18 protein-coding genes and 4 pseudogenes are annotated in these 22589 nt (G+C 68.1%); 5 read left to right on the plus strand and 17 right to left on the minus strand.

Translation table 11 applies throughout. From position 1 onward, the window contains the following. Positions 1-170: 170 nt before the first annotated feature. Genes ACFV8T_RS34215 through ACFV8T_RS34230 form a run of 4 tightly spaced genes read right to left on the minus strand, consistent with a single transcriptional unit; the run spans position 171 to position 4427 of the window. Positions 171-1790 carry an amidohydrolase family protein gene (locus tag ACFV8T_RS34215; RefSeq protein ID WP_385335197.1) on the minus strand — a complete coding sequence of 540 codons (1620 nt, stop codon included), beginning with the start codon at positions 1788-1790 and terminating at the stop codon, positions 171-173. Next, complete coding sequence (locus ACFV8T_RS34220; RefSeq protein ID WP_266430867.1) at positions 1790-2563, minus strand: amino acid ABC transporter ATP-binding protein; 774 nt, start codon at positions 2561-2563, stop codon at positions 1790-1792. Before ACFV8T_RS34220 ends, ACFV8T_RS34215 begins: the two co-directional genes overlap by 1 nt. Further along, positions 2560-3534 (minus strand): amino acid ABC transporter permease, encoded by a 975-nt coding sequence (locus tag ACFV8T_RS34225; RefSeq protein ID WP_385335199.1) that lies wholly within the window; start codon positions 3532-3534, stop codon positions 2560-2562. Before ACFV8T_RS34225 ends, ACFV8T_RS34220 begins: the two co-directional genes overlap by 4 nt. Before the next feature lie 8 nt (positions 3535-3542). After that, positions 3543-4427, minus strand: a complete 885-nt coding sequence (locus tag ACFV8T_RS34230) for an ABC transporter substrate-binding protein (RefSeq protein WP_385335201.1) — start codon at positions 4425-4427, stop codon at positions 3543-3545. Positions 4428-4579: 152 nt separating this feature from the next. On the opposite strand from ACFV8T_RS34230, the gene ACFV8T_RS34235 reads away from it, so the two are divergent. Then, positions 4580-5302 carry a hypothetical protein gene (locus tag ACFV8T_RS34235; protein ID WP_385335203.1) on the plus strand — a complete coding sequence of 241 codons (723 nt, stop codon included), beginning with the start codon at positions 4580-4582 and terminating at the stop codon, positions 5300-5302. Here the strand turns inward: ACFV8T_RS34235 and ACFV8T_RS34240 are convergent. Continuing rightward, a complete protein-coding gene (locus tag ACFV8T_RS34240) occupies positions 5206-5946 on the minus strand; it encodes a chitinase (RefSeq protein WP_385335205.1) in 741 nt (246 codons plus the stop codon). The genes ACFV8T_RS34235 and ACFV8T_RS34240 overlap by 97 nt on opposite strands. Positions 5947-6361: 415 nt before the next feature. Next, the gene (locus ACFV8T_RS34245; protein ID WP_385335207.1) at positions 6362-7282 is read right to left on the minus strand and encodes an alpha/beta hydrolase; all 921 of its coding nucleotides are present in this window, start codon (positions 7280-7282) and stop codon (positions 6362-6364) included. A gap of 176 nt (positions 7283-7458) precedes the next feature. On the opposite strand from ACFV8T_RS34245, the gene ACFV8T_RS34250 reads away from it, so the two are divergent. Together ACFV8T_RS34250 and ACFV8T_RS34255 are read left to right on the plus strand one after the other, a co-directional pair. Continuing rightward, a complete protein-coding gene (locus ACFV8T_RS34250) occupies positions 7459-8373 on the plus strand; it encodes a helix-turn-helix transcriptional regulator (RefSeq protein WP_385335209.1) in 915 nt (304 codons plus the stop codon). A 369-nt stretch (positions 8374-8742) separates the two neighbouring features. Beyond that, positions 8743-9306 carry an NUDIX hydrolase gene (locus ACFV8T_RS34255; RefSeq protein ID WP_385335211.1) on the plus strand — a complete coding sequence of 188 codons (564 nt, stop codon included), beginning with the start codon at positions 8743-8745 and terminating at the stop codon, positions 9304-9306. Positions 9307-9331: 25 nt separating this feature from the next. Here ACFV8T_RS34255 and ACFV8T_RS34260 read toward each other — a convergent pair. The 4 genes and pseudogenes from ACFV8T_RS34260 to ACFV8T_RS34275 form a co-directional block, all read right to left on the minus strand. Further along, positions 9332-9415, minus strand: a pseudogene (locus ACFV8T_RS34260) (IS630 family transposase); the annotation flags it as partial. A 3-nt stretch (positions 9416-9418) separates the two neighbouring features. After that, positions 9419-10084 carry a nitroreductase gene (locus ACFV8T_RS34265; RefSeq protein WP_385335213.1) on the minus strand — a complete coding sequence of 222 codons (666 nt, stop codon included), beginning with the start codon at positions 10082-10084 and terminating at the stop codon, positions 9419-9421. A gap of 227 nt (positions 10085-10311) precedes the next feature. After that, on the minus strand, positions 10312-11094 hold the full coding sequence (locus ACFV8T_RS34270) for a class I SAM-dependent methyltransferase (protein ID WP_385335215.1): 783 nt from the start codon (positions 11092-11094) through the stop codon (positions 10312-10314). Between the two features lie 42 nt (positions 11095-11136). Continuing rightward, positions 11137-11400: pseudogene (locus tag ACFV8T_RS34275) on the minus strand (IS630 family transposase); the annotation flags it as partial. Between ACFV8T_RS34275 and ACFV8T_RS34280 the strand changes: the two are divergent. Then, a pseudogene (locus tag ACFV8T_RS34280) lies at positions 11398-11769 on the plus strand (integrase core domain-containing protein); the annotation flags it as partial. The pseudogenes ACFV8T_RS34275 and ACFV8T_RS34280 overlap by 3 nt on opposite strands. A gap of 10 nt (positions 11770-11779) precedes the next feature. Here ACFV8T_RS34280 and car read toward each other — a convergent pair. From car to ACFV8T_RS34305, 5 genes are all read right to left on the minus strand, one after another. Continuing rightward, positions 11780-15223 carry a carboxylic acid reductase gene (car, locus tag ACFV8T_RS34285; RefSeq protein ID WP_385335217.1) on the minus strand — a complete coding sequence of 1148 codons (3444 nt, stop codon included), beginning with the start codon at positions 15221-15223 and terminating at the stop codon, positions 11780-11782. Between the two features lie 79 nt (positions 15224-15302). Continuing rightward, entirely contained in the window at positions 15303-16502 is a 1200-nt protein-coding gene (locus tag ACFV8T_RS34290; RefSeq protein ID WP_385335219.1) for a cytochrome P450, read from the minus strand. Between the two features lie 124 nt (positions 16503-16626). Further along, positions 16627-17829 carry a cytochrome P450 gene (locus ACFV8T_RS34295; RefSeq protein ID WP_385335222.1) on the minus strand — a complete coding sequence of 401 codons (1203 nt, stop codon included), beginning with the start codon at positions 17827-17829 and terminating at the stop codon, positions 16627-16629. A gap of 146 nt (positions 17830-17975) precedes the next feature. Further along, complete coding sequence (locus ACFV8T_RS34300) at positions 17976-18761, minus strand: SDR family oxidoreductase (protein ID WP_385335224.1); 786 nt, start codon at positions 18759-18761, stop codon at positions 17976-17978. A gap of 254 nt (positions 18762-19015) precedes the next feature. Further along, the gene (locus ACFV8T_RS34305; RefSeq protein ID WP_385335226.1) at positions 19016-20173 is read right to left on the minus strand and encodes an acyltransferase family protein; all 1158 of its coding nucleotides are present in this window, start codon (positions 20171-20173) and stop codon (positions 19016-19018) included. 323 nt (positions 20174-20496) lie between these two features. Between ACFV8T_RS34305 and ACFV8T_RS34310 the strand changes: the two genes are divergently transcribed. Then, entirely contained in the window at positions 20497-21585 is a 1089-nt protein-coding gene (locus tag ACFV8T_RS34310; RefSeq protein ID WP_385335228.1) for an NADH:flavin oxidoreductase, read from the plus strand. A gap of 127 nt (positions 21586-21712) precedes the next feature. Here the strand turns inward: ACFV8T_RS34310 and ACFV8T_RS34315 are convergent, their stop codons facing one another. Both ACFV8T_RS34315 and ACFV8T_RS34320 read right to left on the minus strand, forming a co-directional pair. Next, positions 21713-22084, minus strand: coding sequence for a nuclear transport factor 2 family protein (locus tag ACFV8T_RS34315; RefSeq protein ID WP_385335230.1), 372 nt, complete (start codon positions 22082-22084; stop codon positions 21713-21715). Beyond that, positions 22053-22579 (minus strand): annotated as a pseudogene (locus ACFV8T_RS34320) (NADPH-dependent F420 reductase). Before ACFV8T_RS34320 ends, ACFV8T_RS34315 begins: the two are co-directional and overlap by 32 nt. Positions 22580-22589: the final 10 nt, after the last annotated feature.

The following is a 22589-nucleotide window of genomic DNA, read 5'->3' on the forward strand; positions in this document are numbered from 1 at the left end:
CGGGGGCCGGGCTTTGGGGGGAGGAGGGGGTTGAGAGGGGAACACAACAGAAGGCCTGGTTTCTTCGTTCCCCCCCCCTTGTCCGTTGCTTTGGGGGTAGGGGGCGCCGACGGCCAGGGTGAGCGGCAGCGCGGCCGAGCGCCGTGCCGCCGCGGCCACTTGGGCCAGACTCATCGGATTCTCACCACTTCTCCCGCCCGCGCCGAGGTCGGGCGGCCATCTCTTGCCGCGATCCGCCCCGCCACCACGACAGTATCGATGCCCTCGGGTGCCAGCAGGGGGCGGTCGAAGTCGGCGGTGTCGCGCACCGACGCCGGGTCGAGTACGACCAGATCGGCGACGGCGCCGTCGCGGACCACGCCGCGGCCGGTGAGGCCGAACCGCCCGGCAGGCAGTCCGGTCATCTTGTGCACCGCACTCTCCAGCGGGAGCAGTTGCTCGTCGCGGCTGTAACGGCCGAGCACCCGGGCGAAACTCCCCGCCCAGCGCGGATGCGGCCGACCGGGTTTGGGGACGCCGTCCGAACCGATCATCGACAACGGGCTGGCGATGACCCGGCGGACGTCGTCCTCTCGCATGGAATGGCTGATGATGGTCACTTCGCCCTGCTCGGCCAGCAGGAGATCGCACGCCTGGTCGACCGGATGGACGCCGCGCTCGGCCGCGAGGTCGGCGATGCTGCGCCCCTCGGCCTCGGGGTGCGTCTGCGCGGCGGCCACCGAGATGAGGTCCCAGCCACCGTTTCCCACGGTGTTCTCCCACCCCTCGACGCCCCGGGCGATGTCCGTTCTGATCCGGTCGCGCGTCTCGGGGCGGCGCAGCCGTTCCAGCAGGGCACCGACGCCGCCCTCACTCGCCCACGGGGGCAGCATGGCGTGCAGGACGGTGCTTCCCGCCGTGTACGGATAGACGTCGCACAGCACGTCCACGCCTTCGGCGCGGGCCCGTTCCAGCCGGGGCAGGGTGCGCAGCGTGGCGCCCCAGGCGTGCCGTCCCGCGGTCTTGTGGTGGGAGATCTGCAGCGGGGCGCCGGAGCGTACCGCGATCTCCAGGGCCTCCTCCAGGGCGGACTCCACCTGTGACATCTCGTCGCGCAGATGAGTGACGTAGGGCTTGCCGTGCCGGGCGGCGACCCCGGCCAGCGCGACGATCTCCTCGGTGTCGGCATAGGTGCCGGGAGGGTAGATCAGCCCGGTGGACAGACCGGCCGCCCCCTGGGACAGCGCCCGGTCCAGCAGCGCGCACATGGCGTCCAGCTCGTCGGGCCGGGGCGGCCGGGCCTCGAAGCCCATCACTCCGGCGCGCAGCGTGCCGTGGCCGACCAGCGAGGCGATGTGGGTGTGGCGCAGAGCGGGGTCCTGTCCGGCGACGAACGCGTCGAAGTCCACGGCGGGCCGCACCGGTCCGAGCCCGAACGTCACCCTGAGATGCTCGGCGAGCTCCGGCAGCCGCCCGGGGAGCGAGGGGAACAGACTGGTCCCGCAGTTGCCGCAGATCTCCGTGGTGACGCCCTGGAGCAGCGGAGCGAGGCGGAGGACGTCGATCGGCTCCGTGGCACCGCCGGCTCCGTGGGGCGCCGCGAGGGCGTCGGAGTGCGTGTGCACGTCGATGAAGCCGGGTGCGACGACCAGCCCGGTCACGTCCAGGGTCTCGACGGCCGAGGCAGGGGCACCGGCGGGGAGCACGGCGATCCGCCCGTCCACCACCGCGATGTCCGCTTCCCGGGCGGGTGCGCCGGTTCCGTCCACGAGCGTGCCGCCGCGCAGCAGCAGATCGAGGGGGCGGCCCATCACAGCACCGTCGACAGGAAGGCCCGCGTGCGGTCGTGCCGCGGGTCGGTGAACAACAGGTCGGGGCTGCCGGCCTCGACGACGGCACCCCGGTCCATGAACAGGACCCGGTCGGCGACCTCGCGGGCGAAGCCCATCTCGTGGGTGACCACGACCATCGTCATACCGCTGCGGGCCAGGTCGCGCATGACGCCGAGCACCTCGCCGACGAGTTCGGGATCGAGGGCGGAGGTGGGTTCGTCGAAGAGCATGAGGGCGGGTTCCATGGCCAGTGCGCGGGCGATGGCCACGCGCTGCTGCTGCCCGCCGGACAACTGCCCCGGGTAGTGGTCCGCCCGGTCCGCGAGACCGACGTCGGCCAGCAGCTTGCGGGCCTGCTTCTCGGCCTGCGCACGCGGCCGTCCCTTGACGGCGACCGGCCCCTCCATCACGTTCTGCACCGCTGTGCGGTGCGGGAACAGGTGGAACCGCTGGAACACCATGCCGATCCGCTCGCGTTGGCGCCGCACGTCCCGGGCGCGCCGCTCGCGCAGCACCCGGCCGGACGGGCCGTGCTGTTCGTAGCCGACCAGCTCACCGTCCATCCACACCCGCCCCGCATCGATCCGCTCCAGGTGGTTGAAGCAACGCAGCAGCGTGGACTTCCCGGACCCGGAGGGGCCGATGACACAGAGCACCTCACCGCTGCGGACGTCGAGGTCGATGCCCTTCAGTACCTCGGTGTCACCGAATCGTTTGCGAACCCCGCGGGCTCTGAGGATCACGTCGTTCATGCCGCTGCTCCCTTCTTGGCGCGTCCGGGCAGGAGATTGGCCAGGATTCTGCTCCGCAGCACGGGAGCGGTACCGGGGTTGTAGCGTCGCTCGACGGCGTGCTGGCCGATGCTGGCGATCGTGGTGAGCACGAGGTACCAGATCGAGGCCACCAGGAGCAGTGCGACCACTTCGAAGTTGGCGAGATAGAGGTGCTGGGAGACGGTCATCAGATCGGCGCCGGCGATGACCGAGACCAGCGAGGTCGTCTTGAGCATGGAGATGAACTGGTTGCCGAACGGCGGGATGATGACTCGCATCGCCTGCGGGAGGATGATCCGGGACAGGATCTGGCGGTTCGACATCCCGATGGAGGCTCCCGCCTCGCGCTGGCCGGGATCCACGCTCTGAATACCGGCCCGCACGATCTCGGCCATGTAGGCGCCCTCGTTGATGGAGAGACCGAGGAGCGCGGCCACGAATCCGGTGATCACCTGGTTGGACTGCCAGCTGATGAGTTTGGGGCCGTCGAACGGGATTCCGATGCTGATCACGGGGAACAGCAGGGCCAGGTTGAACCAGAAGATGAGCTGGACCAGCAGCGGGGTGCCCCGGAAGAACCAGGTGTAGGCACCGGCGGTGAGACGCAGGACGGGGCTGTCGGACAGCTGCATCACCGCGATGACGACCCCGATGGCGATGCCGAGAGCCATCGAGACGAGGGTGAGCTGAATGGTCACCCCGAGGCCCTTGAGGATCACGCCGTCGAACTGGTACTTGGCGACGATGTCCCAGTGAAGGTTGGGATTGACGATGATGGTGTAGGCGAGCCACACCGCGAACAGAGTGGCGGCGAGGACCGCGAGCCAGCGCCCGGGACGCGGGCGTCCGGTCACCTGGAGGGAGAGATCGTCCTCCTGCGGCGTCCCGTCGGCGGGGGTGGCATCCGGCGCCCGGCCGAGGGCGGCGCCGGGTATTTTCTGGTGGTTCATGTCTGTTCTCACCGCCCGTCGTTGACGGTGGCCTCGGGCACGGCGCTGTCGCCGACTCCCCAGGTGTCGAGGATCTTCTTGTAGTCGCCGTTGTCGATGAGTTCCTGCAGGGCCTTGTGGACGGCGTCGCGCAGTCCGCCCTGGCTCTTCGCGGACGCGATGCCCCAGGGGGCGGTGCCGTACTGGTCCGGCAGGACCTCGTACGCGCTGCTCTTCTTGGTGAACATCTTGGCGACGGGATAGTCGACGATGGTCGCGACCGCGCGTCCGCTGTCCAGTTGCAGCAGCCCGGTCGGTGCGTCCTCGCTCTGCGAGATCCGCATCTTCTCCTGGCACTTGGCGTTCTGTTCCTCGCCGATGTGGAGGTTGGAACTGCCCTTGGCGAGGACGACGGTCTTTCCGCAGAGGTCCGCGAGGGACTTGATGCCCTGCGGGTTGCCCTGCTTCGTCATGATGACGCCGCCGGTGCGGAAGTAGTCGACGAAGTCGACCGCCTGGCGCCGCTGCGCACTGTCGGTCATGGACGACATGACCAGGTCGAACCGTCCGGACTCCAGACCGGGGATCAGTCCGTCGAAGGCGGCATTGGTGAGTTCCAGCTTCAGCTTGAGCCGCGCGGCGAGCGCCTTGGCCAGATCGGGGTCGACACCGGTGAGCCGGGTGGTGCCGGGCGCGTACATCTCCATCGGCGGGTAGCCGACCGCGGTGGCCACCCGGAGCACACCTTTCTGCCGGTGCTGAGCGGGCAGCAGCTCGGCCGCGGTGCGGCCGGAGGCGGCCTGTGACGCGGCCCCGGACGGGGCGTCGCCCTGACCGGAGCGCCCACAGGCGGTGGCCGCGAGAGCCACCACGGCCAGGGCTGCCAGGCAGCGCAGAGAACGGGGACGATTCATCGGATTCTCCCTCACGGGGTGGCGGTGCGCCGATGCTGGCAGTCGCGCCCCGGTGAATGGAAGATGATGAAGCTATTCATGCCTGACCATCGAAATCTGTACGGGTCCGAGTCCGACGGCTGAGCGAGACCCACAACGGGACGGGGCATGGCATGCGACGACCGTTCGGCCGACGTGCACTGCTGCTCGGCACCGGTGGAGTGCTCGGGGGGATGACGGGCTGCCCGGGGGAGACGGGGAAGGCATCCAACGACCCTGACTGCGAGGCGAAGAAGGCCCGTGTCGAGCACCACTGCGCGGTCGCCGACGGCGAGGTCGTACCCGAGCGGAGTGAGCCCGAACTCATCTTGTGCCCGGACGAGTTCGGGCCGCGCAGCCTTCAGTCCCACCCGGGTCGGCAGTGGGCCGAACGCGGCGGCAGGGGCAGGGACCCCGAGCGGGACCCGAGACCGCACCGCCGCGCCATCCACCCCTCCTCACGGAGTGCGGCACCTGTTCGCCGCGCAGGGCCCTGGGCCGAGGCGAATAGTGTCGAGATCGCGTACGCCCCGACCAACTCCTCGTGGCTGAACAGGATCGAGGCCCAGTTCACCGCCCTGTGCTGCTTCACCCTCGACGGCACCGACCGCACCAGCCACAAGAAGCAGCGCAGCATGATCCGCCGCTACGTCATCCGGCGGAACAAGCACGCCGCCGACGAACGCCTTCGGAAGGTCGTCGACCGGGCGAATGTGGCCTGGGCTGCCCTTGCCGCGAGCAGGTTGCAGGGCCCACCGGATCAGCAGGAAATGTTGCCGCCGCCCACGTCGGTTCCGAGAACACCGACGAAATTCTTGTACAGGTTGATCCGGTCGTTGCGCTCGTCCGGGTTCTGACCGTTGCACTCCAGTGCGCCGTTGATGCTGCGGATCGTCTCGCCGAAGCCCTTGCCGTTGACCAACGCGTCGTGCGGGGTCATCGTCCCGGCGCCGCTCTGGGTGTCCCAGAACCACAGGCCGGTCTTCCACGAGACCGCGGCGTCCCGCTCCACCTGGTACGGGTCGTTCAGCAGGTCGATGTGCAGGGCGTCCCCGGCCGCCTTGTAGTTGAAGTTCCAGCTGAGCTGTAGTGGCCCGCGCCCGTAGTAGGCGCTCTGCCCGGCCGGGCAGCCGTACGGCTGCGAGGCGTCGCAGTAGTGGCTGTAGTTGGCGGTGTTCTGCTCGACGACGTACTTCAGGCCGCCGGTCTCGTGGCTGACGTTGGCGAGGAAGGCCGCCGCCTCCCGCTTGCGCGTCGCGTCGTCGCCGGTAGTGGTGAAACCCGGGTACGCGCTCAGCGCGCTGACCAGGCCATCGTAGGTGTAGAAGGGGTTCCGGTTCGGGAACATCTGGTTGAACTGCGCCTCGCTGACCACGAACGACCCGGCGGCGGAAGCAGGCACTGCGGGAGCGGCGACCGCCAGTCCGCTCGCGACTGCTGCGGCGCTCAGCACGGCCAGAACACGGGACCGGGTTCGGGACACGGGACGGGATACGGACATCTGTACTCCTTGGGTGGCGCGGACCGAGCCGCTTGAGTCTCCGGGACTGCTGACTCGGACATTCAGAGAATCGAGAACGAAGCAACGGCCGCAGCGTTGCGCTAATTCGGCACAAATAAGCCTTAAGTGATGAGAAATCGCCTGCTGGAAGAACATCTCATTCACGAGTTGACGGCCCGGCGGTCCTCGTCCCACCGCCCGGACGTCGAGGTGGAGCCGGTCCGTGCTTCGGCGACCGGCGCGCGCAATGCCGTCGCCCCCATCTGCTTCCGCCGACTCACCGAACGCGATGGCTCAAGGAACAAACGGCGGTGCCCTCGGGCGGAACAGGTTCGCTACTCACCGGGCCGGCGTATTGCACGTCGCAGACGCCCTGACCAGGGCCGGAGCCCCGGCACGCGAATGGGGACAGCCCTTAGCGGATATCGGACAGCTGTTCAGCGAAGAATGTGGTCAGCTTCGCGACCGCAGGCGTGACGTATTCGTCCTTGTCGTAAAGGTCGTTGTGCACCGCGCCATCGATCCACAGCAGCTCCTTCGGGCCGCGGGCCTTGCGGAAGGCTTCCACGCTCATCCAGGAGGTCACCGCGTCGCGTCCGACGATCACGAGCAGCGGGCGCGGGGCGATCAGTTCGAGAGCGCAGAAGGCGTCGAACGCAGCGATGTGATCGATGCTGGACCAAGTCAGTGTCCTGGCCGAGCGGGGATGCTGCGCGCGCGGGGTGCAGTAGTACTCCCAGCCCTCGAAGACGTGCGGGCCTCCTCGGCGGGCCTCTTCCTCGGTGTCGGGGAAGAGCTTGAAGCCCTGGACACCCGCACCTCGGGCCTCGGCGGAACGCGCTGCCGCGGCCGACCGGAGCATGCCCTGGATGACGGCCGGATCCTGGGTTCCGTCGGCTCCCGCACGGAACTGCCGGGCGATGTCGACGGCGCTGACAGTGGCGACCGCCCTGATCCGCTGGTCGGTCGCGGCTGCGGCGAGGGCGTACCCACCGGAGGCACAGATGCCCAGCGCGCCGATACGGTCCGGGGCGATCCCCTGGCGAGTGGTGAGGAAGGAGACGGCGGCCTTGAGGTCCTCGACCCGGTGGGCCGGATCCTCCAGACCGCGCGGCTCTCCCTCGCTCTCCCCCTGATAGGCCGCGTCGAAAGCCAGGGTGACAAAGCCCTGCTCGACCAGGCGCCGTGCGTACAGACCGGAAGCCTGTTCCTTCACCCCGCTCCCGGGATGGGCGACGACGATCGCCGGACGCGGACCGGTGGCCGCGCCGTCGGGAATGTACAGGTGACCGGCGAGCTTCAGGCCGGCGCTGAGAAAGGCGACGTCAGTCCGCATGATGGATGCACTCCAGTGGCACGGGGAGAAGGGGCTGATCGGGGCGAACCCGGTGGCCGCCGGGTCGGCCGGCCACCTCCCCACCGTCGTCCCACCGGGCACCCGCTTCCAGGGAGGGCCCTGCCTATGCAGACCAGTACCAGGCGCACAACCATGGCCAAGCGGACACTGGAGCCATGGACCACCGTGCCACTCCCGCCAGAAGCAACGAGCTCGGCGCCTTCCTGCGCTCGCGCCGCGCCGCCGTCGATCCGCACCAGGCCGGGATCCCGGACGACGGACGGCTGCGCCGCGTGCCGGGCCTACGCAGGGAGGAACTGGCCCAGCTCGCGCACGTGAGCGTCGACTACGTCGTCCGGCTGGAACAGGGACGCACCCGCCGCGTCTCCCGCCCCGTCCTCGACGCACTCGCCGACGCCCTGCGGCTCGCGCCGGACGAGCGGGACTATCTGCTCACCGTCGCCGACGCCGGCCCCGTTGCAGCGGCGCGCCGGGCCGGTCGGCCAGAGGTCGACCCGCGCCTTCGGCAGCTGCTGGACACGATGCCCGGCATCCCCGCGATGATCCTCAACCGCCGCACGGACGTACTGGCCTGGAACCGAGGCGCCGCCGCCCTGCTGACCGACTTCGGCACGCTGCCCCAGGAAGAGCGCAACCTGATCCGCCTGACCTTCCTCGACGACAACTTCCGTGCCCTGTACGCGGACTGGCCCCGGGCCGCCCGCGAATGCGTCGCCGTGCTGCGGATGGAGGCCGGCCGTACGCCTCACGATCCCGAGCTGAACGCACTGGTCGACGAACTCGGCGTCCGCGACCCGGACTTCCGTACGTGGTGGGCCGGCCACCAGGTGCGCGGTCCACGGCAGCTGACCAAGACCTACCTCCACCCGGTCGCCGGCGCCCTCACCCTCGACGTCCAGCAGTTCTCCGTCGACACCCACCCCGACCAACAGCTCATCGCCTACACTGCGGAAACCGACTCGGCGTCCCATGAGGCCCTCCGATTCCTCACGCAGTGGTCCGCAGCCGGCCCGGTTCTTCGGGCGGCTCCGGTGGTGCTGTGCCGGGCGAAGCCTCGGGTGGAGGACTGAACCAGGCGTCCCAACAGAACGAGAACGCGCGGGTGACCAGCGTCTGGCGGCGGCGGATGGCGGTGGCGGAGCGGACCTGGAAGTCGGCCCACCCGAGTTCGTCGTCGACCTGAAGAACCGCAGCCGCTGCACCGAGCGGTTCTGGGTCCGACCACCGGTTCCGTCACCGGTTCCGTGCCGCGGTGTGGAGAGCAGGTCATCGAAGCGTGCCGCACAGGCTTCCAGCGGCCCCCGAGCGGGCGGACACGGCAGACGACGGGTCATCACAGCCCCGGGCGGCGAGGTGACGTTCCTTTGCCACCGGCCTACTACGACCCTGCCCCCGTCAGCAAACCGCCGCTAGTGCTCTGACCGCAATCGTTCGCCGGGGTGATCAGCGTCGTCGACAAGGCAGGCGCGACAGCGGCTTCCCGTGCGGATCAGCATGGGCACACACTGGTGTCGATTAGTGTCGAGTCTGTGGAGACGACACATCGGCCCGCCGCGCGGGTGATCTGCCTGGACGCCGCCCACCGCCTGCTTCTTCTCCACTGGCGTGATCCATTTGATGGGGCATGGCTCTGGGAGCCGCCTGGTGGGGGCATCGAACCGGGCGAGACCCCGCTTACGGCGGCGCGGCGTGAACTGGCCGAGGAGACCGGACTGGACCCGGCCATGGTCCTTGACCGTTCGGTGCCGGTCGAGCGTGACGTGTGGTGGAACGGCAAGCGGTACGTCGGGCCGGAACACTTCTTCGTGGCCTATTTCGCCGAGGAGCAACCGGCATTGGTGCGAACCGGATTGCTCCTCGACGAACGGGCCAACCTCCACAAGTACGCCTGGGTCGCGTGGTCCGACCTGGACTCGCTGTCGGATCGGATTGAGCCGCCGCAGCTGTCGGCCGTTCTCGCCGCCCTGGTACCGGAGGGACCTTGGCGCGATCTCGTTTTCTGATCTGGAAGGTTGCCGGATTTCCTGGTCAGGCCACGTTGGCGAGTGGGCGTCCTCCCCAGCGGATGCCCTTCTCGGAGCGGATGCGGGCGCGTTCCTTGCGCTGGGCGGCCGGTCACACTCCGATGAAGCTCACTGTTTCTGTCACGTCCGCCCGTCCGGTGCGCAGTTGTGGCATACCTTCCTTCTCGAATCCCACCGCGACACCGCAGAACAGTACGAGCCCGTCGTCGGCACCGACTGATTGGCTGACGGTCTTGCGATACATCGTCCACATCACCTGGGGGCAGCTATGCAATCCTTCTGCCCTTAGCAGCAGCATGACCGTCTGCAAGTACATCCCCACGTCCCCCCACTGTCCGGGCCCCATGGTCCGGTCGAGGTAGCAGAACAGGACGACCGGCGCTCCGAACGCCTCCGAGTTCAAGGCGGCGATCTTCATGGGCCTGTCGGGATCATCGCGCTCGATTCCCAGCGCTTTGTACCGTTGGGCGGCCGCGGCGGCGAAGCGGTCCATATACGGTGAGGCCAGTCCGGCCGGGTACATCGGATACTCCCTCTCGTCACCCGGGTCGCCCGCCAGTGCTCTGGCCGTCGCGCGCCTCTTCAGTTCGGCCAGGGGCTCGCCGGTCACGACGTACACGTGCCACGGCTGGAGGTTCCCACTCGACGGAGCCCGCGTCGCCGCAGCCAGCACTCGTTCGAGTATCCCTTTGGATACCGGCTCATCGCTGAACGCCCGCACAGCCCGGCGACTGTCCACGGCTTCGTACACATCCACGTCTTCTCGTCCTCTCGCTCAACGGTAACCACCTCTCTACCGTCTCCAGCACGCGCAAGCTGCCAGGCCGAGCGCCGGCGGTGCGCCACGCCGCCGCGGTGGGCTGTCACGGTGTCGGTTCACGGGCAAGACATCCTCGCTAGTGCTCTGACCGGCAACGTTCACCGGTTTGCCATGGATGAACGGAAGGCCAGGCAGGGCGGAACCGATGTCTGGACTACTGCGCACTACTGCGCTGAGGGAGCGCGCTGTGCGGTGAGCACGGGCTGGTAGTACCCGCTGGAGGCCGGACTGTGCCAGGTGATGTTGGTGAAGCCGGCTTCAGCCACGAACTTTGTCAGCTGTGGCGTCGTCAGCGCCCAGCAGGTGCTCCGGCGGACTCGGACATGCCAGGTGTTCTCCGCGGGGATGAGCTGGAAGTGCTCCTGGTCATAGCGCTCGCCGTCTTCGTGCCAGCGCCACAGCTGGAAGGTGATCGCTTGGCCGTCGCGTGTTTCCGTGACCTGGGGAGGTGTCGCCGTGGGTCTGGTCTGGCGCGTCTCGTCGTAGGCCCGGACTGTGATCATCAACAGTCCGTCGTCTCGGAGCACCCGTCTCATGCCGAGGAGTGCCGCCCGGAGATCTTGCCCGGAGAGCAGGTGCGTGAGCGAGTTGTCCGCGCAGAGGACGACGTCGAATGATGTTTCTTTGAAAGGCAGTTGGCGCATGTCGGCCGCAGCGGCCGGAAGCCGGCTGCCCCGGGCCGCCGCCTCGGCGGCGGCGCGCGCGGCGGCGACCGGGCTCAGGTCGCTGCCGATGACCTGGTGCCCGGCCAGGGCCAGGCCGATGGCCTGGGTACCGATCCCGCACGAGCAGTCCAGGACGCTGTGCGGTCCTGCGCCGAGAGATTGGCGCAGGAGCCCGCCCAATACCTCGGCCTGGTAGGCGATGCTCGCGTCCCAGTCCCGGAACATCAGGTGGTAGTCGTGGGCCAGATCGTCGTAGAAATCCCGCACGGAGAGCTCGGACATGTATCCCACCGTAGTGCGTGGCCGCCGGGGGTGCGGGCAGTTTTAGGCAGCGGCTGCCTGTCTTCGGCCACCCCAGCGGATGCCCTTCTCACTGCGGATACGGGCGCGTTCGCGGCGTTGGGCGGTCAGCACGTCGAGGTGGCGGGTGTTCGCGTTGCGCCAGCGGAGGTAGGCGTGCAGGACTCGGGTCTGTGCGGTGTGGTTGGGGTGGTTGGAGTTGGCGATGGTGAACTGCCGCAATGGTCCGAAGTGGGCCTCAATCGGGTTGGTCCAGGACGTGTACGTCGGGGTAAAGCACAGCTCGACCCCGGCGCCACCTGCGCGGGCTTCCTCACCCGCGCAGCCGAGTTCTTCCACGCCCGCGGCATCACCCGCATCGAGCGGGTCATGACCGACAACGCCAAGAACTACCGGCTCTCCCACGACTTCCAGGCCGCCTGCCAAGCACTCGGCGCACGGCAGAAGTTCACCCGCCCGCACTGCCCATGGACCAACGGAAAAGTCGAACGCTTCAACCGGACCATGCAGACCGAATGGGCCTACCGGAAGGTCTTCACCAGCAACGCCCAACGCGCCCGAGCACTCGCACCCTGGCTCGACTTCTACAACACTGGCCGCCGACACACTGCGCTCGGCGGCCAGCCACCGATCAGCCGACTGTCACCAATGTCATGACCGAGTACACCTAGAGCAGCCCGAGTTGCCGTAGGTCGGTGACGTACTTGCGGATGAGGTCGTCCGACAGGTGGGGAATGTCCGTGCCGGGGCCGACCTCGGCGGCTTGCATGGCGGCGCGGAACCGCTCGGCGGGGAGTGTCGGACCGGGGACGCCCTCCTCGGGTTGCGCCACGGCGTGCAGCAGGGGCAGGAGCGAGTGCCGACGCTGCTTCTCCGGCAGGGCACGGAGTGCGGCCGTGAAGCGGGCGAGCCATTCGCCATGGTCGTCGATCCGCTGAATCGGGTGGCCGGCCTCGGTGAGCCAGTCGACGAAGGTGTCCAGCGAGACGCCGTCGTCATGCGGGTTCAGTACGTTGAAGGTCCGGTGACCCTCGGTGGCCCGCCCGCCCAGCGCGGTGATGGCCTTGGCGGTGAAGTCGACCGGCAGACCGTCGTAATGGGCGCGTGCGCCACCGGTCCGGTAGAACGAGCCCGGCGCGATGCCGGTGGCGATCAGGCTGAGCAGCAGGCGGGTGAACATGTCGGGAGCGTTCACCTGCCCGGGATACCTGCTGTGCGCAAGGACCATGTTCGGCCGGAAGGCGACGACCGGCAGGCCGCACAGGTCGTGTGCCTCCCGGAGCAGGACCTCGCCGGCCCACTTGCTGGTCGCGTAGCCGTTGGCGTAGCTCTGGTCGAGGTGCCGCACCGCGCTGGCGCTGCGGATGTCGGCGTCCTCGTCGAGGGCCGCCCGCGCAGCTCCGAGGTGCACGGCGACGGTGGAGACGTAGGTGACGGGCTTCATCCGCGTGGTGAGCGCCAACCGGATCAGTTCGGCGGTGCCGGCGACGTTGGGGCCGAACAACTGGCGGTAGGGCAGCACGTGGTTGACCAGGGCGGCCGGGTGGACGATCAGGTCCACGGAGTCGGCCAGCCCGCGCCAGGTGTCCTCGTCCAGCCCGAGATGCGGCTCGCCGATGTCCCCGGCGAGCACTTCCAGGGTCCCATCGGCCAATTCCCGGTAGCGCCGGAGCAGTTCGCCGTCGCCGCTGTCGAAGGCTGCGTTCAAGCGCCGCGTCGCGACGGCCGTGCTGCTGCCGCGGACGACGCAGACCAGCTTGCCGCCCGAGGGCGCCAGGCGCTCCAGCCATTCCAGGCACAGGAACCGGCCGAGGTAGCCGTTGGCTCCGGTCAGCAGGACGGTTCGCACGGCACCTTCGGGGCGGGGCAGTGCCGGGGCGGCGGCGAGCGTGGCCGCGTCGAGGAACTTGTCCAGGGTGAGGTCACCGGCGCGGACCGCGATGCTGTGCTCGCCGTGCACGGAGGCGAACGTGGGCCGCCGCGCCCCGGAACGCCGCTCCGCCGCGATGTACCCCGCCACCCGTGCCAAGTCATTGGCCGGGCTGATGATCACCCCGACCGGAACCTCGACGTGGAAGATCTCCTGCAGGATCCGGGAGAAGGACAGGGCGGACAGGGAATCCCCGCCCAGGTCGGTGAAGTGCGCCTCGGTGCTCGGGTCGGCGTGCGTGCCGCCCAGCAGTGCCTGGGCGGCCCGGCCGACCGTTTCCACCACGGGCCGGTCCGGACCGGCTTGCCGCAGTGCGCGCAGCTGCTGCGCTTGTCTCTCGGCGAGTTCGGCGTAGCGCCGTTCCAGGGCCTCGCCGTAGCGTTCCTTGAGCCTGGGGCGCAGCAGTTTGTGGCTGTCGGCGAGCAGGCCGTTCTCGGGGCTGAAGGGCTCGGTCTCGATCAGGAAGTCGCGCGGGATTTCGTACGAGTTGAGTCCGGCTTCCTTGGCTACGTGCTGGAGCGATGCGCTGAGCAGCGGCTTGAGCGACTCGACGGCCCCGCCGCACCCGGCCGTTGCGTCCGGGGCGGGCACCACCACCGCGAGCAGGTGGGCGCGTTCGCTGTTGCCGTACACGTAGATCTGCCGGACGAGGGGACTGCCGAGAAAGACGGCCTCCAGGCGTGATACGGCCACGAACTCACCCTGCGACAGTTTCAGGGTGTCCTTGGTGCGGTCGACGTAGACCAGCCGGTCGGGTCCGATCTCGGCCATGACGTCGCCGGTCCGGTAGTAGCCGTCCTCGTCGAAGATCTCGGCCGTGAGCTCGGGGCGCTTGTAGTACCCGGGGACGAGGGTTTCGGACTTCAGTAGCAGTTCGCCGCGCGGATACGGCGTATCGGTGCGGTGGTAGCCCAGTTCCGGGACGTCCGCCAGCTTGTAGTCGATTACCGGCGGACGCTGGACCACCGTGTCCAGCAGCACCCCGCCGGCTTCGGTGGAGCCGTAACCGGTGTACAGATGGACGCCGAGGCAGGACTCGATGAAGACCGTCAGCTCGGCCGACAACGGGGCGGTGCCGACGAACGCCTTGGCGACGCGCCCGCCCAGGAAGTTCTCCCGCAGGTCGGTCTTGACCGCCGTCTCGATGTCACCCGGTTCGCCGGTCCGCCGGTCCAGTTCGCTCCGGTACTGCTGGAACAGCATGTCGCAGACGCGGGGAACCATGGTCAGTTCCGTGGGGCGGACCAGGGCGATGTCCTCGAAGAGGGTGGACAGGTCGCTCTTGGCGGTGAAGTATCCGACACCGCCGCGGACCAGCGAGCCCATCAGCGCGTAGCGGCCGGCGAGGTGGCTCTGCGGCATGTAGAGGACGCTGACGGCGGGCACGTCATCGGTCCCGTAGCTGAACCCGTACCACGCGGTGCCGACCAGCCGTTGCGTGTACATGGCCCCCTTGGGCGCCCCGGTGCTGCCGGAGGTGTAGATGAGCAGGGCCAGCGGATCGTCGCCCGGGGCGGCGGTGAACAGCGGAGGGGGCGGCAGGTCGGACCCGCGGTCGATCAGCTCCGCCAGCGAGTCGACGACCACCGGGCTGCCGGCCTCGGCCAGGCGCCGCCGGGCGGACGCCAGGACGTCGTACCGGTGGGCGTCCTCGGAGTGGTGACCGAACACGATCAGACGCTGGATCGAGGGTGCCCCGAGAACAGCTGCGACGGCGGTGTCCAGGTGCTCGGCGCTCGCGGCGAGCACGCGCGGCTCGGCCTCCGCGATGATCGGCCCGAGTTGGGCCGGCGGCGCGCTGTACTGCAGCGGCACGGCCACGACGCCCGTGTGCAGGCACGCAAGGTCGAGCGTGGCGTAGTCGATGCCGGCGAAGCCCAGGGTGCACAGTCGCTCGCCCGCGCTCAACGGGTACTCGGGGTCGTGGTACCACCGGCCGGCGAGCGCACGGACGCGCGCCCACAGCTCGCGGTAGCTGAGGGTGTCGAACCGCGGGAGCAGGCGCCCCGTCGACGGGTCCTTGGCACGTTCGCCGAGAGCCGGCCGGTCCCCGTGGCCCTCCATGACGGTCGCCATGACCTCGGCGAGTTGCTTGCCCGGCTCGACGGCCGCGAGGGCCTGGGCAAGTCCCGTGCCCGGATCGGGCACCGGCGTGGTGCCCGCCTCCCGTGGTTCGGCCATGGTCAGCCCTCCTGATGGCGTCCTGGTGAGGTCGGCGAGTGGTGCAGGGGCGGGGTGCCGTTGGTGTCGTAAGGCCACATCACCAGCTGACCGGAAGCGCGGCCACCCCGCGGATGAGGCGCTCGGTCCGCCAGGACAACCGGTCGGCCGGAACGGCGAGTCGGAGACCGGGCAGACGGTCGATCAGGGTTTCGAGCACGACGCGCAACTCCGTCCTGGCCAACTGCGCGCCCAGGCAGTGGTGCACACCGTGCCCGAAGGTGACGTGCGGGACGGTCCCGCGGTGGAAGTCGATCTCGTCGGGGTGGTCGAAGACCTCGGGATCCCGGTTGGCCAGGCCCAACTCGGCCACCACCGCGTCGCCGGTGCGGATGAGCTGCCCACTGAGCTCCAGGTCCTCGGTGGCGATCCGGGTGAAGCCGGCGGTCGCGCTGATCGGGATGAACCGGGAGAGTTCCTCGACCGCATCGGGGATGAGCGCCGGATCGGCGGCGAGTTCCCGCCAGAGGCCGGGATGGGTCAGCAGCGTGTAGACGAAGTTGCCGATCTGGTTGGCGGTGGCCTCCTGACCGGCGGAGAGCAGGCTGACCCCGAGGCTGACCAGGTCCTCCTCGCGGAGCCTGTCCTCCTCGTCCCGTACGGCGACCAGTTCACCGAGCAGGTCGTCGGTGGGGTCGGTGCGGCGCAGTGCGATCAGACCGGTGAGGTAGTCGCCGAGGTGTCCGCGGGCCTGCGCGGCCTGTTCCGGGTCGGAGAGCATCAGCAAGCCGTCCACCCAGACGGTGAACCGGTCGCGGTCGGCCGTGGGCACGCCGAGCAGTTCGCAGATCACCGTGATCGGCAGCGGCCAGGTCAGGGCCTGCGTCAGGTCGGCCGGCGGCCCGCCGGCGACCATGGTGTCCAGCAGACCGTGCACGATCTCCTGGATGCGCGGGCGCAGCGTCTCCACGCGGCGCACGGTGAACGCGTTCGCCACCCGGCGCCGCAGCCGGCTGTGCTCGGGCGGGTCCATGCTCAGCATGGAGGTGCGTGGCAGACCGACCGCGACCGTCCGGGGCACGTCGTCGCCCACGGCGGCGGCACGGCTGAACCGGGCATCGGCCAGCACCGTCTTGACGTCCGCGTGCCGTGTGACCAGCCAGGCGTCGCCCCCGAAGGGCAGAGTGACGCGCAGCACCGGCTGTTCGCCGCAGATCTCGACCAGCCTCGGGTCCACGTCGAGCCGGTCGGGTGCCGGACCGAACGGGTAGGCCCGCACTCCGTCCCCTGCTTCGGTCATCGCGTCAGTCCTTCCGGTACGGGCAAGCGGTTGGTTACTGATCCGGCAGAAATACGTGCAGCACAGGACTGCGAGGTCACCTGCCTGCGGGCCTCATCCGGCACCGAGCACCTGATTGCCTCCGTCACCAGCTGACCGGCAGTGCTGCCACCCCGCGGATGAGGCGGTCGGTCCGCCAGGGCACCTGGTCGGCAGGGACTGCCAGACACAGATCGGGCAGACGGCGGGCCAGGGATTCGACCACGACGCGCAGCACCATCCTGGCCAGCTGCGCGCCGAGGCAGAAGTGCGCGCCGTACCCGAAGGTGAGGTGCGGGTTGCTCGGCCGGTGGAAGTCGATCTCCTCAGGGTGGGCGAACACCTCGGGATCCCGGTTGGCCACGGCGTACTCGACGGCCACGGCGTCGCCGGCGCGAACGGTTCGCCCACTCAGTTCCATGTCCTCAAGGGCGACACGGGTGAAGCCGGCCGAAGCGCTGCTCGGGATGATCCGGGAGAGTTCCTCGACCGCATCGGGGATGAGCGCCGGATCGGCGACGAGCTCCCGCCAGTGATCGGGATGGGTCAGCAGCGTGTAGACGAAGTTGCCGAGCTGGCTTGCGGTGGCCTCGTAGCCGGCTGACAGCAGGCTGGACGCAAGGCTCACCAAGTCCTCGTCGCCGGGCCCGTCCTTCTCGTCCGACGCGGCGACGAGAGCGCCGAGCAGGTCGTCGGTGGGGTCGGTGCGGCGCAGTGCGATCAGGCCGGTGAGGTAGTTGTCGAGGTGTTCGCGGGCCCGCGTGGCCTGTTCCGGGTCGGAGAGGATCAACAAACTGTCCACCCAGACGGTGAACCGGTCGCGGTCGGCCGTGGGCACGCCGAGCAGTTCGCTCATCATCGTGATCGGCAGCGGCCAGGTCAGCGCCTTGGCCAGGTCAGCGGGCGGTCCCGCGGCGATCACGGTGTCGAGCAGGCCGTTCACGATCTGCTGGGCGCGCGGGCGCAGCGCCTGAACACGTCGTGGAGTGAAGGCCTCGGCCACCGGGCGCCGCAGCCTGCTGTGCTCCGGCGGGTCCATGCTCAGCATGGTGGTACTGGGCAACGCGGCAGCGACCGCACGGGGCACGTCCTCGCCCGCGGCGGCGGCACGGCTGAACCGGGGATCGCCCAGTACCGTCTTGACGTCCGCGTGCCGCGTGGCCAGCCAGGCGTCACCGTCGCCGCCGTAGGGCAGGTTCACGCGCAGCACCGGCTGCTCGCGGCACATCTCGGCCAGCCTCGGGTCGACGTCGAGCCGGTCGGCCGGACCGAACGCATAGGCCCGCGCGCTGTCCCCTGCTTCGGTCATCGCGTCAGTCCTTCCAGTACGGGCGAGCGGTTACCTGACGAACAACTTGGTGGCCGACCAACTGGGTTGCCGACCCAACAGAAGTTCGTGATCTTGCTGGTAGGCAGCCGCCAGAAGGGCCGGCGTGGCCCATCGGGCGTCACAGTTCACAGGGCCGCGCTCTGCCCGCCATCAATGGAGAGAGTGCTGCCGGTGATCCACGTGGCGCGTGGGGAGACCAGAAAACCAACCGCCTCGGCGATGTCATGTGATTGACCGATCCGCCCGAGCGGAATATCGCCGACCCACGTTTCCGAATCCAGCTCCGTGCTGTCGCCGAGATGCGCACTCATCTTTTCGAGTGCTTCGTCCGCCCCTGGTGTCGCCACCCTCCCCGGAGAGACGGCTACGACACGGATACCTTGCGGTGCCAACTGGACGGCGAGCCCCTTGCCGTACACCACGAGTGCGGACTTGGCGGCGGCATAGTGCAGGAGCAGCGGATGGGAAGAAAGGGTGGCAATGGACGAGAGATGCACAATGACCCCACCTCCGCTCGCGATCATGGACGGCACCAGTGCGGAATTGAGGCGGACAGCAGCGAGGAAGTTTATATCCATCGTGTACTGCCAGTCTTCCTCAATGTCCAGCGCATTAGGAAAGGCGCGGACCCCTCCCGCATTGTTGACGATGATGTCCACGCCACCGAGGATTTGCAGCGCGGCATCCGCGAACTCGCGCACACCGCCGGACGTGCTGAGGTCGGCTCTCACGAAATTTGCTTCGGACGGAGCATCCGCGGTCGGATTGCGGGCAGCGGTGACAACCGTGGCGCCGGCATCGAGCAGGCGCTGTGCGATTGCGGCGCCGATACCGCGACTGCCACCGGTGACCACGGCTCGCTTGCCTTGCAACTCGTCGGAAATCATTTCGGTAAGGCGGCTCTGGTTCACTCCGGACTCCACTTCCTGCCTTGTCCTCGACAACGACGTCCGCGACGCGGATCGGCAACGGAAACCGACTCTCCCGTTGCGGCTCACAACGAGAGTTTCTCTCCAGTCGGCAGTGACGGCGCGGAACCACTATTGGTGATCCCGTTGGCACGGTCAAGCTGATTATTTCGATCCACTGAATCGCATAAATAGATTCATCGGGGTGACGTCTTTCGGAGCGAAAGATATCGGTCACGATGATGGGGGTGATGGTGTCAGGTCGAAGGTGCGAGCGGTTCGAGCCCCTTTCGTCCGCCGGCTGGACGGCTGAAGCGTCGTACCGCGGGACGTTCGACCAGCATGTAGAGGGCCGCCGCGAGGGAGATACTGATCACGACGGTGAGCAGAATATTGATCAGTCTCGTCGATACGGATGCGGTCACTTCGCCCGTGGCGTGCAGGGCGTCGACCGGGCCGTACTGGACGACGAGGTAGTGCACCATGTAGAGGGCGTACGAGATCTCACCCAGCCAGACCATGATTCGGCCACTGAAAGGTGTTCGCGCACCGCGTATGTCGGCGCTGGCGCTCGCTGCGATCGCGAAGGCGACGGCAAGCGCGGTCGGCCCGGAGCGCAGGTGGAACACACCGGGCAGGTAGGACTGGACCACCACACAGGTGATCGTCAGGAGAAATGCCGGCGTCATGCCGAGGCGGATCCATTTCCCGGTGATGACGATGCGTGCCATCAGGATGCCGAGGACGAATTCGAGCATCCTCGGGAGGGGGAAGAGGTAGGCGAACCAGCTCTGCCACTCCGAAGACGTCGGATCCCACGATGTGAATGGCTGCGCCGGCAGCAGTTGGGAAATGAACGGGACAGCGGTACTGGCCGTGACGACGACTGCCACCCATAGCCACAACCGTGAGGGGCGGATACTGCCGATGAGACGGATCAGCCAAGGGAACGCGAGGTAGAACGCCATCTCGCAGCCTAGGCTCCAGCTCACCGCGTTGCTACCGGTAAACCCGCCATTGGGTTCCAGGTAAGGAATCCAGGGCTCGATCAGAAACAGCGCCGGAAACGTATTGATCGCCACGATCTGCACACCGGCGGCGACCATCAGGATCCTGGCGGCCACAAAGGTCACCAAATGGTTCGGATACAACTTCACCAGGCGTCGACGCCAGAACAGCCTCGCGGTGTCGTCCGGATCGGCAACCCAGGTGAGAATGAATCCGCTGAGCACGAAGAAGAAAGCCACCCCGGCCGGCCCGAGGGTCGTGATCACCCGATACGGCGGGTCAGGATGGAATGTTCCTACGATTTGACTGTCCAGGTGAGAGATCAGCACGGCGAATGCCGCGACGAATCGCATGCCGGTCAATGATGGCAATCGGTTCGGACGGGCGGACGGTTCCAGTGTCTGCATATCCGTCTTCCTTCAGTTTTTTGGGTCATGAGCTCGTTTATGGACCCTCAACCGGCAACAGAGTGATCATTGGCGCCAGCATGGAACCGTTGAGGACTACTGTTGGTGATGCCGCTGGTGTGGTCAAACTGATTATTTCGATCCACTGAATCGCATAATTCGATCCAGAAGGCTGGACATATCGATCGGCAAGGTCGATGATTGTGCGCTGTCGATGTCCGGCCGCAGTGGTTTCCATACGACCTCGAAGTGCATTGCCGGGTTGGAAGACAGGCGCACATGGAAGATCTGTGCATGAGCGCTGCCGAAACTAGGGAGGAATAATGGCCAGCCTGGGCGAGCCGTTCATCGTGGGCGATCTCGTGGTCCCCAACCGGATCGTGATGGCCCCGATGACCAGAACGGCGTCCCCCGGCGGCGTGCCGGGCCCGGATGTCGCGGAGTACTACGCCCGCCGGGCGGCGAACAAGGTCGGGCTGATCATCACCGAGGGCACCTACGTCAACCGCGCCGCGGCCGGCGCGTACGAGAACGTGCCCCACTTCCACGGCGAGCAGGCCCTTGCCGGATGGGCCCACGTGCTGCGGCGGGTACATGAGGCCGGCGGCAGGATCATTCCGCAGCTGTGGCACACCGGAGTCGTACGCACCGCGACCGATCCGCCCGCCGAGGGCCCGTCCGGGATCGGGCTGGACGGCGCCCCGGCCGGGAAGGCCATGACCCAGCAGGACATCGACGACACGGTGGCCGCTTTCGCCGAAGCCGCCGCGGCCGCCGAACGACTCGGGTTCGACGGCGTCGAACTGCACGGCGCACACGGCTACTTGATCGACAGCTTCCTGTGGAAGAGCACCAACCGACGCACCGACCACTACGGCGGCGACCCGGCTTCCCGGGCCCGTTTCGGCGCCGACGTCGTGCGGGCCGTCCGCGCGGCCGTCAGCCCCGGATTCCCCGTCTTCTTCCGGCTCTCCCAGTGGAAGCTCAACGCGTACGAGGCACGCACCGCGGAGAACCCGGATGAGCTGGCGCAGCTGCTTTCACCGCTGGCCGACGCGGGTGTCGACGTGTTCCACGCCTCCACCCGCCGCTACTGGCTGCCCGAGTTCGACGGCAGCACCCTCAACCTGGCCGGCTGGGTGCGCAAGCTCAGCGGCAAGGCCACTGTGACGGTCGGCTCGATCGGCCTGGACAATCAGTACGGTGAGGGCGAGTTCACCCAGGGCTTCACCCGGCAGGCCGGCGTGACCGGAATCGACGAACTGGTGGCCCGACTGGAGCGCGACGAGTTCGACCTGGTCGCCCTGGGCAGGACGCTGCTGGCCAACCCGGACTGGGCCGCACTGGCGCTCCGCGGCGAGCTGGCCCGGTCCGTCCCCTACGACCCGGCCGTGCTCACGACCCTGGCCTGACAACAACCTCGGCGGCGTACCGGAACAGCCCGAACCGGATCAGATCACCGTCAGGCAGCGCAGCGTTCCTCGACGGCGGTGCACGCGAGAGTTCATTCTTCTCCGACACTCGGGCGGCAGGCCGAAATCATGACTCCTTGTCCGTCGGCACGGTGTAGACGGCCTCCTCGATCCGGTCGATGAGGCCGCCCTCGAACCGGAAATACACCGCAGCGTGCGCCTCGCGGCGAGAGCCGTCGGCCATGTCCAGGCGGAGCACTTGCTGCTGGAGCACCTCGTTCGCATTCTGGAACTGGCGGATTATGTCGTACCGCAACGAACCGACGGTAGCGGCAAAGGACTTGAAGTGTTCCAGGCTCTCGCCGATCGCCTGCGCTCCCTTGCCGTCGTTCTGCCACACAGCGGCCGTGTCGGTGCACATTTCCTGGGCGCTGGAGAAGTCATAAATCTCCAGAAACCGCAGAAACTCAATCGCCTTGTCGCCGATGTTCTGCTCCACGCCGATTCCTCATCTCTCTCATGGGTACCTGGGGTCTTTCGTTTTCGGCATCGCCCCGGCTTCCGCGGGCGGGCGTTCCGGGCTGCTGGTGCCACGACTGGTCCGGCCCGCCCGCGTCCACGGTGTCGAAGCCGAGCCCGTCGACGAGGACGCGCACGATGCGCTTGGCCGCTGCGTCGTCGATGGCGACGATCCTGCTGTCGCGCTGCTGCGGGTAGTAGTTGCCGGTGTCGATGACCACGGCGCCCGGCGCCGCGCCGTCGAGGAACCCCGAGAGCGGATCGGGTACCGCTTCGAGGGGATGGTCACCACGAAGACCTGAGTGTCCTGTGCTGCCTCCGACGCGGCGGCCGGGGTGGCGCCGGTCTTCTCGGCGAGTGCCGTGAGTGTCTGCGGCCCGCGTGAATTGGCCACGGATATTTCGTGCCCGAGCACGGCGAGCCGCCGGGTCGGGTTGCCGCCGATGTTGCCTGCTCCAATGACGCCGATCTCCATGGATTCGCTC

This window comes from Streptomyces sp. NPDC059832 (assembly GCF_042731715.1).
Taxonomy (GTDB): domain Bacteria; phylum Actinomycetota; class Actinomycetes; order Streptomycetales; family Streptomycetaceae; genus Streptomyces.